Source organism: Fluviibacterium sp. S390 (assembly GCF_049800695.1).
In the GTDB taxonomy this organism is placed as follows: domain Bacteria; phylum Pseudomonadota; class Alphaproteobacteria; order Rhodobacterales; family Rhodobacteraceae; genus Meridianimarinicoccus.
The window spans coordinates 147767-161215 of the sequence record NZ_JBNAFN010000004.1 but is presented as its reverse complement, the minus strand read 5'-3'; the positions used below and the strand labels follow the sequence as shown (position 1 = coordinate 161215).

The 13449-nt window shown below is 64.3% G+C and carries 12 protein-coding genes; 4 read left to right on the top strand and 8 right to left on the bottom strand.

What is annotated here, in order from left to right:
- The first annotated feature begins 6 nt into the window (after positions 1 to 6).
- From ACP15K_RS05005 to ACP15K_RS04990, 4 genes are all read left to right on the top strand, one after another.
- Positions 7 to 948, top strand: coding sequence for an alpha-E domain-containing protein (locus tag ACP15K_RS05005; protein ID WP_193141556.1), 942 nt, complete (start codon positions 7 to 9; stop codon positions 946 to 948).
- Positions 941 to 1759 (top strand): transglutaminase family protein, encoded by an 819-nt coding sequence (locus ACP15K_RS05000; protein WP_226925814.1) that lies wholly within the window; start codon positions 941 to 943, stop codon positions 1757 to 1759. Before ACP15K_RS05005 ends, ACP15K_RS05000 begins: the two co-directional genes overlap by 8 nt.
- 34 nt (positions 1760 to 1793) lie before the next feature.
- Positions 1794 to 2558, top strand: a complete 765-nt coding sequence (locus ACP15K_RS04995) for a proteasome-type protease (protein WP_193141426.1) — start codon at positions 1794 to 1796, stop codon at positions 2556 to 2558.
- A gap of 136 nt (positions 2559 to 2694) precedes the next feature.
- Positions 2695 to 3843 carry a fumarylacetoacetate hydrolase family protein gene (locus tag ACP15K_RS04990; RefSeq protein ID WP_424989970.1) on the top strand — a complete coding sequence of 383 codons (1149 nt, stop codon included), beginning with the start codon at positions 2695 to 2697 and terminating at the stop codon, positions 3841 to 3843.
- A gap of 58 nt (positions 3844 to 3901) precedes the next feature.
- Here the strand turns inward: ACP15K_RS04990 and ACP15K_RS04985 are convergent, their stop codons facing one another.
- The 8 genes from ACP15K_RS04985 to ACP15K_RS04950 all read right to left on the bottom strand — a co-directional run bounded on the left by ACP15K_RS04985 (position 3902) and on the right by ACP15K_RS04950 (position 13252).
- Complete coding sequence (locus ACP15K_RS04985; protein ID WP_319022462.1) at positions 3902 to 4804, bottom strand: 5-dehydro-4-deoxyglucarate dehydratase; 903 nt, start codon at positions 4802 to 4804, stop codon at positions 3902 to 3904.
- A gap of 21 nt (positions 4805 to 4825) precedes the next feature.
- On the bottom strand, positions 4826 to 5626 hold the full coding sequence (locus ACP15K_RS04980; protein WP_226925815.1) for an NAD-dependent epimerase/dehydratase family protein: 801 nt from the start codon (positions 5624 to 5626) through the stop codon (positions 4826 to 4828).
- Between the two features lie 184 nt (positions 5627 to 5810).
- A complete protein-coding gene (locus tag ACP15K_RS04975) occupies positions 5811 to 6689 on the bottom strand; it encodes an SMP-30/gluconolactonase/LRE family protein (RefSeq protein ID WP_424989969.1) in 879 nt (292 codons plus the stop codon).
- 1 nt (position 6690) lies between these two features.
- Complete coding sequence (locus ACP15K_RS04970; protein WP_424989968.1) at positions 6691 to 7413, bottom strand: FadR/GntR family transcriptional regulator; 723 nt, start codon at positions 7411 to 7413, stop codon at positions 6691 to 6693.
- Positions 7414 to 7524: 111 nt separating this feature from the next.
- Positions 7525 to 9153, bottom strand: coding sequence for an MFS transporter (locus tag ACP15K_RS04965; RefSeq protein WP_193141431.1), 1629 nt, complete (start codon positions 9151 to 9153; stop codon positions 7525 to 7527).
- Positions 9154 to 9378: 225 nt separating this feature from the next.
- Entirely contained in the window at positions 9379 to 9960 is a 582-nt protein-coding gene (locus ACP15K_RS04960) for a c-type cytochrome (protein WP_424989967.1), read from the bottom strand.
- Positions 9957 to 11216: a PQQ-dependent sugar dehydrogenase gene (locus ACP15K_RS04955; protein WP_193141433.1), complete on the bottom strand. Its 1260-nt coding sequence runs from the start codon at positions 11214 to 11216 to the stop codon at positions 9957 to 9959. The genes ACP15K_RS04960 and ACP15K_RS04955 overlap by 4 nt, the downstream gene beginning before the upstream one ends.
- A gap of 164 nt (positions 11217 to 11380) precedes the next feature.
- A complete protein-coding gene (locus tag ACP15K_RS04950) occupies positions 11381 to 13252 on the bottom strand; it encodes a sigma-54-dependent Fis family transcriptional regulator (protein WP_424989966.1) in 1872 nt (623 codons plus the stop codon).
- Between the last annotated feature and the right edge of the window lie 197 nt (positions 13253 to 13449).

The window sequence follows — 13449 nt, the reverse complement described above, 5'->3', positions numbered from 1 at the left end:
GCGATGATGCTGGGAAAAACCGCAGGCGGCCTGTTCTGGATGTTCCGCTATCTGGAGCGCGCCGAAAACACCGCCCGACTTCTTGAAGCCGGATGGCACATGGCCCTGAACCGGTCGTCTACCGCGTCGAATGAATGGCAATCCGTTGTCACCACCGCAGGGGTGCTGAACGCCTACAACCAGAAGCATGACGAATTCAGCGCCAGCCGTGTCATCGACTTCCTTCTGCGCGACAAGGACAACCCGTCCAGCGTCATGAATTCCATCGACCTGGCACGGTCCAACGCCCGGCAGGTGCGCACCGCCCTGTCCAGCGAGGTCTGGGAAGCCACCAACGAATGCTGGATGATCCTGAAGCAGGAACTGGCCCGCCCGGTGGCCGAGCGCAACCTGCACGATCTGCTGAGCACGATCCGCTATCGCACCTCGGTGGTGCGCGGCGCCCTGTACGGCACCATGCTGCGCAACGACATCTTCGCGTTCTCGCGGCTGGGCACCTTTCTGGAACGGGCTGACAACACGGCGCGGATTCTGGATGTGAAATACTACCTGCTGCTGCCCTCGGCCAGTTTCGTTGGCTCCAGCATCGACAATGTGCAGTGGGAAGTGATCCTGCATTCGGTCTCGGCGCAGCGATCCTATCGCTGGCTGCACGGGGGCGATATCTCGGCGCAGGGGATCGTGGATTTCCTGGTCTTTGACCGCCGCATGCCCCGGTCGCTGGCCTTCTGCGCGGCCGAAACCGTGCGCTACCTGGAACAGCTTGAACAGGAATACGGCACCCGGCAGGAGAGCCAGATCCTGGCCGAGCGCATGTCCGAACGCATGTCGCAGAACACCATCGAGTCGGTCTTCCAGAACGGATTGCACGAATTCCTTGCGGAATTCATCGCCGACACCACACAATTGGCGAAACACATCGAACAGGATTTCAGCTTCTATGGGTGACACGCTGTCCTTCGCCATCACGCACACCACGACCTATTCCTTCGACCAGCCGGTGAAATACGCGCTGCAGCAGTTGCGGATGTTCCCCCGCAACGGGCATGGGCAGCGGGTGGTCGACTGGAAGACCACGGTCACCGGCGGGCAAAAACAGGTCGCCTTTGATGACCAGTTCATGAACAGGACCGAACTGGTGCGGCTGGACCCCGGCGCCATCCGGGTCGAGATCGTCAGCGAAGGGGTGGTCGAGGTCGAGGATCGCAACGGTGTGATCGGCAAGCATTCGGGCTATACCCCGCTGTGGCTGTATGCAGAACCCACCCCGATGACGGCGGCCGGCAACACCGTGCGCAAGATGGCCGGGCAGATCCGCGCCGATTGTGCCGAGATGGATGACATCGCCCGCATGCACGAACTGGCCACCCGCGTGTCAGAGGCGGTGAAATACCAAACCGGCCACACCGATGCGGAAACCACCGCTGAAATGGCCCTGACCGCCGGGCACGGGGTCTGCCAGGATCAGGCCCATGTCATGATCGCGGTGGCGCGGCAACTGGGCTACCCCGCACGCTATGTCAGCGGCTACCTGTTCATGGATGGCCAGGTCAATCAGGACGCCAGCCACGCCTGGTGCGAAGTCTGGACCGAATCCCTGGGCTGGATCGGCTTCGACGTGGCCAACCAGATCTGCCCCGATGCGCGCTATGTGCGGGTCGCCGCAGGGCGCGACTATGGCGATGCGGCCCCCATCCAGGGGGTGCGTCACGGCGCCGGAGACGAGCAGTTGCAAGTGAGCTTGCAGGTTCAGCAATAGCCTGCTTATAGGGTCGGGACCAAAGGAGCGTTCCATGACCTATTGCGTGGGCCTAATGCTGAACAAGGGGCTGGTGTTCATGTCGGACACCCGTACCAATTCCGGCATCGACAACATCTCGACATTTCGGAAGATGCACACCTGGGAGGTGTCCGGAGAGCGGTCCATCAGCCTGATGACAGCGGGCAACCTGGCCACCACGCAAGCCGTGGTCAGCCTGCTGGACGAGCGCAGCAAGCAGCCCGGCGACCGCCAACCCGGCATTCTGGAAGCGGCGTCGATGTTCCAGGTGGCCACGCTTGTGGGCAACGTGTTGAAAGAAGTCATCTCTACCCATGCCCTGACCGGTCAGCAGGCCAATTCGGCCTTCAACGCCACGATGATCCTGGGCGGCCAGGTGGGCGACGGCGAACCGCGCCTGTTCCTGATCTATCCCGAGGGCAATTTCATCGAGGCCAGCTTCGACACGCCTTTCTTCCAGGTCGGCGAAACCAAATACGGCCGCCCGATCCTCGTGCGCGCCTATGATCCGGACATGAGCTTCGAGGATGCCATCAAGCTGCTGCTGCTGTCTTTCGATTCGACGATCAAGGCCAATCTCTCGGTCAGCCTGCCGCTGGACGTGCATGTCTATCACGCGGGCAGCCTGAAGAACGGGGAGGTCTTCCGCATCGAGGCCGACGATCCCTACTACGAGACGATTTCGTCGGGCTGGGGCAGTGCGCTGCGCGATGCTTTCCACGGCTTGCCCGACTTCGCCTTTCCCGACGACGCCAGCCAACCCGCGCCCGGCACCTGATCGACGGGTGCCATCGGCTGGTTGACGGGGCCGCCGGTTCCGGCCAACCCTTCCCGCAATGATCGCGGCCCCCGGCGGGGCCGCGGACGCTGGCCAGTGTCGCCCCCGGCGCGGCCCGGATGTGAAGGAGCCCGGAATGACCGATCAACACCCCGCCCTGCCCGACGGATGCCTGCTGGGCCGAATCTGGCGCCCCGACGCCAAGGGGCCCTCCGTGGTGACGGTGCGCGGCGATCGGGTGATCGACATCACCTCGGCCAAGGCGCCGCTGGTGCGCGACATCTGCGAGATGGACGATCCCGCCGCCTATGTGCGCAGCGCCGAGGGCGAGGATCTGGGCGAGGCCGCCGCGATCCTCTCCGCCAACCCCGAAGATCCCGATGTGCCGCACCTGCTGGCGCCTTGCGACCTGCAGGCAGTTAAGGCCTGCGGCGTGACCTTCGCCAGTTCGATGGTCGAACGGGTGATCGAGGAACAGGCCGCCGGCGACCCTGCCCGCGCCGAAGAGATTCGCGCCCGCGTCGGCACCGCCATCGGCCAAAGCCTGCGCGACATCCGGGCCGGGTCCGAGGAAGCCGCGCAGGTCAAATCCGCGCTGATCGCCGAAGGGCTGTGGTCGCAATATCTTGAGGTCGGCATCGGCCCCGACGCCGAGGTTTTCACCAAGGCGCCGGTGCTGTCCTCGGTGGGCAGCGGCGCGCGGGTCGGCCTGCATCCGATCTCGAAATGGAACAACCCCGAACCGGAAGTGGTGCTGACCGTGGCCTCTTCGGGCCGGATCGTTGGTGCAACGCTGGGCAACGACGTGAACCTGCGCGACGTCGAAGGCCGTTCGGCCCTGCTGCTGGGCAAGGCCAAGGACAACAACGCCTCTTGCGCCATCGGCCCGATGATCCGCCTGTTCGACGAGGGGTTCTCGCTGGACGATGTGCGCGCGGCGGAACTGACCCTGACGGTGCACGGGCCGGAAGGTTATGTCCTGAACGGCACCTCGCGCATGTCGGAAATCAGCCGCGACCCCGCCGATCTGGTGGGTCAGACGCTGGGACGGCACCATCAGTATCCCGACGGGCTGATGCTGTTTCTGGGCACGCTGTTCGCCCCCACCGAGGATCGGGACGTGCCGGGCGAAGGGTTCACCCACAAGATCGGCGATGTGGTCACGATCTCGGCGCCCGGTCTGGGCGCGCTGCGCAACCGGGTCGATCTGGCCACCGAATGCCCGGAGTGGACCTTTGGCCTGCGGGCGCTGATGAACAACCTGTCTGCCCGCGGGCTGCTCTGACACGCAAGGCGCGGGTAGCGGGGCCGGCGGACACCACCGCCGTTGCCATGGCCGCCGACTAGCGCAGATCCCCGATGACGCCCCTCAGCATCTCGCGTTCGTCGTCGTTCAGGTCCGTCAGCGGCGACCGCACCGGCCCGGTGTCGAAGCCGCGCAGCGCCACGCCCGCCTTGATCGCCGACACAGCATAGCCGGTCTTGCGATCCCGCACCTTGGCGAACGGGTAATAGACCGTGCGCAGCAGATCTTCGCAGGTGGCGTCATCCCCGGCGACAAAGGCCGCGTGGAACTTCAGCGCCGTTTCGGGAATGAAGTTGAACACCGCCGAGGAATAGGTATCGACCCCTGCCCCGCGGTAGGCCTGCGCGAACAACTCATGCGTCGGCATCCCGCCCACATAGGCCAGCCGGTCACCCAGCCCGACGGTGATGCGTTTCACGGTGTCGATGTCGCCGGTGCCATCCTTGAACCCGATCAGGTTGGCGCAATCATCGGCCAGCCGGGCCAGCGTTTCGGCCGAGACCACCGAACTGCCGCGATTGTAGACGATGACCCCCATGTTGGTGGCGTTGCACACCGCGCGGATATGGGCCTCGATCCCGTCCTGCGGCGCGCCGATCAGGTAGTGCGGCAGCAACAGGATGCCGTCGCCCCCGGCGGCTTCGATCTCGCGCGCCAGATCGCAAGCCATCCTGGTGCCATAGCCACACCCGGCAATCACCGGCTGTCCGGGCTGGGCGGCGCGGGCGGTGCGCACCACGTCGACCACTTCCGCCGGGGCGAGCGAGAAGAACTCGCCGGTACCGCCTGCCACGATTAACCCGGCGATCTTGTGGGGCGACAGCCACTCCAGATGCGCGGCAAACGCCTGGTCGTTGAAACGGTCATCGTCATCGAACGGGGTGACCGGAAAGGACAGCAGACCGGACCGGATGATGTCCCGCAATTCGGTTGGCGTGATCATGCCGCGTGTCCCCGCGCTTCAATCTTCATGAATGCCGAGAGCGCAGAAAGCGCCGCCATGGTAGAGCGAAAGCACGTCATCGACCGCCGGGCGTGGCATGGCCGCGTCGATCTTCTCGCGAAACGCCTCTGCATTGTCGCGCGGCTGCCAGCCGATATAGCCGACCTCGCGATTGTCCCAGATCCCGGCATCGTTGTTCGAGGCGCCGTAAATGATCGGGCATCCCAGGCGCGGCACCTGGAAGATGCATACGATCAACCGGATCAGGTCGTCATAGCTCAGCCATGTGGACAGCGCGCGATGGTTGACAGGCTCGGGCGCGCAAGAGCCGATGCGGACATTTGCCGTCTCGATCCCGAACTTGTCATGGTACATCGAGGCCAGCCCTTCCCCGAACACCTTGGACACCCCGTACAGCCCGTCGGGCCGGGTCGGAGACTTGGCATCCAGCCGTTCGGTCTGACGATGAAACCCGATGGCATGGTTGGAACTGGCAAAGACGATGCGCGGCTTGACCGAGGACTTGCGCGCGCCCTCGTACAGGTTGAACAGACCGTCGATATTGGCATTGCGGATGGTGTCCCACGGCGCCTCGATGGCCTGGCCACCCATGTGCACGATGCCATCGCAGCCCTCTACCATGGCTTCGACGGCGGCTTTGTCGCCAAGGTCGCAGTACACGATTTCCTCGTGTGGCGCGGCATCGCCCAGCCCGTGGCGGGCCCCCAGACGGATGGTTTCGGCAAAGGGTTTCAGCCGTGCCCGGCATTCCGCGCCAAGCTGGCCGTTGGCGCCGGTAATCAGGAGTTTTTTCAGCATTCTGGCCTCGATCGAGTGTTTTTCAATGTGTCAGGGATTGGCAGCAGCAGGTGATCCCCGCAGCGGGGTGTGGGTAACCCATGGCCAAAGCGTTTGCGCCCGCCGAAGAGTTGCCCCCATGACGACGGTCCCAAGGGCGTATGCGCGGCAGGATGCTGTGCAGACCGGTGATCTCCATGACCCTCTAGCCTGCAAAGCGCGTTTGCGGGACACCGCGCACACCCAACCCGGTGATCGCGAACAGGCGCCCGGCATCGGGCTGGTGGCTGCCCTCGGTCAGGCCGCCGGCCAGCGAGGTCACGAACAGGATATCCAGATCGGGACCGCCGAACATCGGTTTGGTCGGTTTCTCGACCGGCATGTCGATGGTCATCAGAACCTCGCCCTCGGGCGAAAGACGGTACACCTGCCAGCCGCTGACACCGGCCTGCCAATAACAGCCCTCGGCATCCACCGTGCCGCCATCGGGTCGCCCCGCCACCGCGTTGGTGTCGAAAAACACCTCGGGCGTGCCGGGTGTTCCGGTTTCGGTGTCATAGTCGCAGGCCCAGATCGTGCGCACGGCGGGATAGCTGTCCGAGAAATACATCCGCTTGCCGTCGGGCGAAAACGCCAGCCCGTTGGTGGTATAGATGTTGTCCCGCCAAAGGGTGACAGTCAGGTCGGGATCAAGGCGATAGAAAGCCCCGTCCGGCGTGTCGGAACCGCCGTCCCGCATGGTGCCGGCCCAGAACCGCCCCTGCGCATCGGTGGTTCCATCGTTGAACCGGTTCATCGGCCGGTCGGCCTCCGGATCGCTAATCGGGGTCTTGTCGCCGGTCTCCGGGTCGTAGAACCAGAATCCGGACCTTGTGGCCAGAAGCAACCCGCCTGCTTCGCGCACCGCAAGGCATCCCACCGGTTCGCCCACCTCGTGATGGGTTTCGGCACCGGACACCGGGTCGAGGCTGTGGACATGGCCGCGCGGGATATCGACCCACCACAGCACATTGGCGCGGTCATCCCAGACCGCGCCCTCGCCCAGACTGGCGCGGACCTCGCTGACGCATTCGATGACTGGCATCCTATCCCCCTTTGAACACGCGCCGCTCGGACCCGTGGATATGTTTCACCATCGCGCTGCGGGCGCGGTTGGCATCGCCAGCCTCGATCGCATCGACGATGGCGGTGTGTTCCTCGATCATGCGCTGGCCGGTGCGCGCGCCTGTGAGGCCAAGACTGGCGACAAAATTGCCAACAAACAACCAGTGCGACCGCAGCATGTCCATGGTCTCGATCAGAAACCGGCTGTCTGACAACTCGGCAATTCTTGTATGAAACCGGATATCTTCAGCGGCACCAGCTTCTCCCTTGCCCAACAGATCCTCGGTCTCGGCAATCATCTGGCGCAAGATCGCGACACCCTCGGCCGAAGCATCTTCCGCCGCCATCTCGACCGAAGCGGCCTCGATGGTCCGGCGGAACTGAAAGAAGCACGCGATGTCATTGATGCTGTGCAGCGGCTCAAAGCCCCGGTGTTCAGCGGGCGCACCGCTGCTGACGAAGGATCCCGCCCCCTGCCGGGACACGATCAGGCCTGAATCCCGGAGTTTGGACAAAGCTGCGCGCACAACAGGGCGTGAAACACCGTATTCGTTGCACAGATCTGCCTCGCTTGGCAGCCGCGCGCCCATGGCAAAGGTGCCAAATCGGATCTTGTCGAGCAGTTGGCGATAGACCTGGCTTTCCAGCCGGTCTTTGGCGGGCGTCTGCCCGTCCAATAGCTTGCTTGCCGAAGTAAGATTCATGACGTTCGCTTGCCACCACTTGACTAACAATATCTACAAATTTGTTAGACAACCCGTCAAGCGGACACCCCGACCTTTGCCTCCTACGCGGCACTGGCCGAATTGCGAAGGTCAGCTTTCCACGGGCGGCGTCTTCTTCAGCGGCATGTCGTCATGCAGCGGCACGGTCTGACGCTCGATCATGCGATGCACAACGGGTTTGGGGCCGCGATGCAGGGCGCGCAGGCGGTCGGCCACCTCGGCATCGGCTTGGGTGCGGCGTTCGTTGTGGCGCACGTATTCGCCCCATGTGGGCACGTGGTAGCTCTCGCTCCAATGGGTGGGTTGTTCCAGATCGCGCAGCATGGCCCAGTTCTGCGCACCGTCGCGGATGCGGATGCGGCGGCGGCGGCTCATCACCGTCAGGAACTCGGGCACATCGGCCTGATCGATGATGTAGTCGACCATCACCATCACCGGCCCGCTGCGATAGTTCAGATCCAGTTGCAGCGCGGGTTCGCGAAAGCGGTTCAGCGGATCAAGGTTCAGCCCTTCGATGTTGGGCAGGGGCAGGCGGATGCCGACCAGCGCACTGCAAAACAGCAGTACCGCGGCGGTGGTCAGGGCGCCCGACGGGCCAGCGCGTTCCGCCACCTCGCCCCACAGCCAACTGCCCGCGGCCATGCCGCCGAAAGCGCCGGTCTGGTACAGGGCCAGCGCCCGGCCCACGACCCATCGTGGCGTCGAAAGCTGGATGGTCACGTTGAACATCGACATGGCCAGCACCCAGCAGGCCCCGGCCAGCAGCAGCGCAGCCCCGCTGAGCAGAACCCAGGGGCTGAGACCCAGCACAAGGCAACCAAGGCCGAAGCCGGTAAAGGCACCACGGGCCAGAAGCTCGTTGCGGAACATTTCGCGCAGGCGCTTGTTCATCAACGCGCCGCCCACGGCGCCCATCCCGAAACAGCCCAGCATCACGCCGTAAAGAAACGCCTTGCCCTGCAAGATCTCTCGCACAACCACCGGCAGCAAAGCCAGCAGGGCAATACCGGACAGGCCGAACAGGAACCCGCGCAGGATGACGCGCAGCAGGTTCGGCGACATTCCAACATAGCGCAGTCCTGCCAGAAAGGCCGAGCCCATGGGTTCCCGTGGCAGACGGGTATCGCGCACCGGCGCGCGCCAGCGGCTGAGCGCCAGGATGATCGCGATATAGCTGAAGGCATTGACGGCAAAGGCGGCCGCCGCCCCGGCCAGCGCGATGATCGCCCCGCCCGCCGCCGGTCCGACGCTGCGCATCAGGTTGAAACCCATGCTGTTCAGCGACACCGCCGAGGGCAGTTCCTCGCGGCCGACGATATCGCCCATCGAGGCCTGCCACGACGGGTTGTGCAACGCCGTGCCGCAGCCGATCAGGAAGGTGAAGGACAACAGCAGCCACGGCGTCAGCATTCCCTGATAGGCCATCACCGTCAGCACGATCGACACCACGAACATGAAGCTTTGGGCGATCAGCATCACGCGGCGGCGGTCGAAATTGTCGGCAAACACCCCTGCCAACAAGGAAAACGCCATGATCGGTAGCGTGACCGAGGCCTGAACCAGAGCAACCATGCTCTCTGACGAGGTCAGCGAGGTCATCATCCACGCCGCCCCGACCGCCTGCACCAGCCCGCCGAAGTTCGACGCCAGTGACGCGATCCAGAGCATCCGGAACGTCTGGTTGGAGAACAGTTGCAATGGCGATGACCGGTCCGTCATGTCGCCCCTCCCCCTCGATACCGCGAAATCACCACGACGCGCTGCGTCGACCCAAGCCACCGTCATTGCGGGCGGGCTTTGGCGCAATGCTAGGCGGCACGCCCGCAAAAGACCAGTGTACGGAGGATCATCGCGATAGACGAAAAAGACGGCCCGCCCGTACGGGGCGGCCCGATCCGGATGCCAAAGACCTTGAACGGATAGCCGGCCTGCCCCGGCGCGTGTTCACTCGTTGGGCTCAACTGTGAAGAATGTCTGCGCGTACCACTCGGCAGCGGCACGAATGTCGGCGTCGCTCATTTCCGCCGCAACGGCGGACATGATGTCATGATGCCGCTTGCCGGTGCGAAACGCCTTCAGCTGCGTGTCGATGTACATCACGGTTTCCCCGGCAAGGTTGGGCGCGTCTTCGATCTGTGCCAGACCGTTGACCCCGTGACAGCTGACACAGGCCTCGGGCGCGCCCCCGGCATCAACCCCCTGCATCAGACCGGCGCTGGCGGTGTGCCCGGCGTACCAAGCAGACACATCGGCAATCGACTGATCGTCCAGCCCCGAGGCCACCACCGACATCATCTCGTGATAGCGGTCGCCATCGCGGAAGGCGGTCAGTTGGCGCACCAGATATCCCTGGGACTCGCCGCCGATGTTGGGCGCGATGGGCAGCTTGGCCACCCCGTCGATGCCGTGACAGGTCTTGCACTGGCGCGCCACGGTCCGCCCGTTTTCCCGGTCGCCCGCGGTCTCGGCCAGGGCGACCTGGGCGGAGAAAACTCCGCCCAGGATCAAGAGTGTTGCGGTCTTCATTCGGACCCCTCGTAGGAGATGCGATACAGCGCACCGGCCAGGTCGTCCGACACCAGCAGCGAGCCGTCACGCAGCATGGCCACATCCACCGGACGCCCGAGGTATTCCTCGTTCTCGTCGATCCAGCCTTCGGCGAAGGGTTCGATGGTGGCGTTGCCCTCGTCATCGATGAAGGTCACCATGACCCGCGCGCCGACCGGCGTGGTGCGGTTCCACGACCCGTGCTGGGCCGAGAAGATGGCGTTCTTGTACTTCTCGGGGAACATCTTGCCGGTGTAGAACATCATGCCCAGATCCGCGGCATGGGCCACGGTTTCCACCGCCGGGTGCACCACCTCGACCGGAACTTCGTCGTCGTCATACTCGTTTGTGCGCACGGTGCCGCCGCCGAACCACGGGTGGCCGAAGTGCTGACCGGCGGCGGTCTGACGGTTGATCTCGCCTGGCGGGATGTCGTCGCCCATGCCGTCGACCTGGTTGTCGGTAAACCACAGCTCGCCGGTTTCCGGATGGAAGTCATGCCCGACCGAGTTGCGGATACCGTAGGTGTAGACCTCGCGCTCGGACCCATCCAGGTTCATCCGGATCATGCCACCGATGCCGAACTCGGTGTTGACTTCCAGCTTCTCGGGCGGTGCCACGTTGAACGGCTGTCCCAGCGAGATGTAGATCTTGTTGTCCGGGCCGATCTTGCAGACCCGCGCGGTGTGGTTGTAGCTTTCCTCCTCGGCCGGGATCAGGTCCCCCTTGGCCACCAGGTTGAAGGCCGCCACGTCGGGGCTTTCGTAGAAGAACTCGGCCGCCGGGAACAGCAGCACGCGGTTCTGTTCGGCGATGTACAGGAAGCCGTCTTTCGACATGCACGGACCGTTGGGGATCGAGAAAGTCAGCGACGGGGCAAAATCCTTGACCTCGTCGGCGACGCGATCCTTGTTGCGGTCGGTCACCGACCAGACCTTGTCCTTGCGGGTGCCGACGAAGGTGACAACGCCCTGGGTGCCCACGGCGATATGGCGCGCATCCGGCACCACCGCGTAAAGCTCGATCTTGAAGCCATCGGGCAGCACGATGTTTTCAAGGGTCTTCTTGATACCGTCCGCGAAAGGGCCGGTCTGGTCGATGAAGGTGAACTCGGTTGTGCCGGTGGTCTTGAAGCCCGAGAGCTTTTCAAGATTGTCGGGCACATCGGCGCCTTGCGCAAAGGCTCCACCGGCAAGCAGCGTGGTGGTGGCGAGCGTGGTAAGAAGTGTTTTCACGGTTTTCCTCCTGTTGACGTGAAGTCTCGGTCGTGACCGGCAACCGCTGGGCAGCCGGGATCGGGCGCCCGAAGCGATGTTCGGGCGGTCGTGGGCAGTGGTCAGGGATCGAAAGCGTCAGCCGGGCGGGGGTCCGGTGATGCGGAAGGCGGGATCGCGGCGGGTCATTTCGCCGGGCCCGCGTGTTTGTAGACGGTGTTGCGCGACACGCCCAGACGGCGGGCCGCTAGGCTGACGTTGCCATCGCATTCGCGCATGGTCTTGCGGATGCGGCGGCAGTTCGCTTCGCGGGTGGAATGGCCAAGGCAGGCCTCGCAGACCGGGTCTTGTCCGGCCAGCCAGGGCAGCAATTCACGCACGCGGTCGGCGCCGATCAGGCCGGTGGCCTCGCGACGCGACAGTTGGAACAGCAATCGGCGCAAAGAATAGAAGGTCAGGTGATCGCCCAACTGGCGCATCACCGGCAGGGCGTCTTCGTCAAGCCGCGCGGCGGGGGCGAATTCAGACAGGATGGTTTGCGAGACCGCGCCCAGATCCATGCGCGCGCTCAGCGGCGGCACGCAAAAGCTGTGGCCCCAGAAATCGTCGAAAGCCTCGGCGCTGCTGTCCTGCAAGCAGGCGTCAACCTGCGAACAGCGTTCGATCACCAGAAGGGTCCAGCTTCCCGGCGCGCGGTTGTCGCGCGAGACCTGATCCAGCTGCCCCAGAAGCCGCTTGGTCACCGGCAGGGCACGGTCGCCCAGGGCCTCGATCCCGTCGAGGATCAGGGTCACATTGCCCCGCGTTTCCAGAAGCGGCCCGAAGGCTGGCCCGGCGCCGCCCACGACCTGCCCGCGCAACGAGAAATCCAGATGGCTTTCCTTGGCGATGACGCAATCGATCTCGATGCAGCGATCCTTGCCGCGCAGGTGCGCATGAACAGCCCGCGCGGTCTGGCTGAGCCCACTGCCCGAGCGCCCGCAAATCCGCACCGGCAATCCGGCCTCGGCGACTTCGGCGCAAAGCGCGATCTGTTTATTCATATAGTCATCGCCCGTGATCTGCGCCTCGGCGGGTACAGGCGTGTCCGACCGGTCGATCTGAAGCGCAGGCAGGCCCAGTGTCAGCTGCGGCCCGGGTGCGCGCAGTCCCATGACCGGACCGCGGGTCAGCCGGATCCGGACAAAAACGCTGGAGCCGCGCCGATCGCGCAATTGAGCGGTATCACCGGATTGGATGCTGTCCAGGGTCCGGGCATAGCCATCCTGAAAGACATCGCTGAAATGCCGAGATCTGAGTCCCGCAATATCGGGTAGAATGTCGCGCGCCATGGCGGTGGCACCGGTCATGCGCCCATCGCGGTCGAAGGCCAGCAGGCCGGCGCTCTGGGTGGTCAGGTATTCCTCGCGCGGGTGGCAGTACAGGATCAACTCGTTGCGGTGATCTTCCACGAACAGCCGGTTCGAGATGTTCAGCGCCGCCAGCCCCACAAGGGTCGCTGTGTGCCGCTCCCGATCCGACATCGGAGAGGTCACATCCAGCACGCCCGCCAGGCTGCCGTCGCTGCGAAAGACCGGCGCGGCGATACAGGAAATGGTGGCGTTGGCGGCGAAGAAATGCTCCGGCCCCGACACGGTCAGGCGCTTGGCGCGCTTGGCCACCAGACCCAGGGCATTGGTGCCGCGCAGTTCCTCGTTCCACACCGATCCGGGAATGATGCTGCGGGCCATCGGCGTGCCGTCGGCCTGGCTGTCGGTCAGCACGTCCAGCACCACGCCATCGGTGTCGCCGAAGGCGATCAGGTAGTCATGCCCGGCGATCTGGCTGGCCAGAAGCTCCATCTCGGGCCGGGCCAGCATCAGGGGCCGTTCGGCGCGTTGCTTGTGCAGGTGGAATTTCTCATACGTCAGAACGCAATCGGGCGAGTCCCCGCGCGGGTCGAGGCCCTGCTCAAGACAACGCTGCCAACTTGCCGAAATCTCGGGTTGCAGAACGGACTCCAGCACCACGCCCTGTTCGTCAAGCAGCGGTCGCGCGCGATGCAGTCCTTGTATCATGCAGCCTTCTCCCCCATTGCGTGCAGATAATTGGACAACGAGAGACTGCGCAACAATTGCCGGGCAACTGTTCATTTTTGAGCATTCAGGCGCCGGATTGACCGGATCCAGGTGCACGCCGCCCCGACTTTCGGGGGCTTGGGCGCAGGAAAAACAGCCATCAGAGGGGACACCGGTGATCCGGAACATCCCCTCCC

What these genes read in the sequence shown, in the direction of transcription:
- ACP15K_RS04970 (WP_424989968.1), bottom strand. Translation starts at nt 7,413, where the DNA reads ATGAATCTTACTTCGGCAAGCAAGCTATTGGACGGGCAGACGCCCGCC.
- ACP15K_RS04960 (WP_424989967.1), bottom strand. Translation starts at nt 9,960, where the DNA reads ATGAAGACCGCAACACTCTTGATCCTGGGCGGAGTTTTCTCCGCCCAG.
- ACP15K_RS04995 (WP_193141426.1), top strand. Translation starts at nt 1,794, where the DNA reads ATGACCTATTGCGTGGGCCTAATGCTGAACAAGGGGCTGGTGTTCATG.
- ACP15K_RS04980 (WP_226925815.1), bottom strand. Translation starts at nt 5,626, where the DNA reads ATGCTGAAAAAACTCCTGATTACCGGCGCCAACGGCCAGCTTGGCGCG.
- ACP15K_RS04950 (WP_424989966.1), bottom strand. Translation starts at nt 13,252, where the DNA reads ATGATACAAGGACTGCATCGCGCGCGACCGCTGCTTGACGAACAGGGC.
- ACP15K_RS05005 (WP_193141556.1), top strand. Translation starts at nt 7, where the DNA reads ATGCTGGGAAAAACCGCAGGCGGCCTGTTCTGGATGTTCCGCTATCTG.
- ACP15K_RS05000 (WP_226925814.1), top strand. Translation starts at nt 941, where the DNA reads ATGGGTGACACGCTGTCCTTCGCCATCACGCACACCACGACCTATTCC.
- ACP15K_RS04975 (WP_424989969.1), bottom strand. Translation starts at nt 6,689, where the DNA reads ATGCCAGTCATCGAATGCGTCAGCGAGGTCCGCGCCAGTCTGGGCGAG.
- ACP15K_RS04990 (WP_424989970.1), top strand. Translation starts at nt 2,695, where the DNA reads ATGACCGATCAACACCCCGCCCTGCCCGACGGATGCCTGCTGGGCCGA.
- ACP15K_RS04965 (WP_193141431.1), bottom strand. Translation starts at nt 9,153, where the DNA reads ATGACGGACCGGTCATCGCCATTGCAACTGTTCTCCAACCAGACGTTC.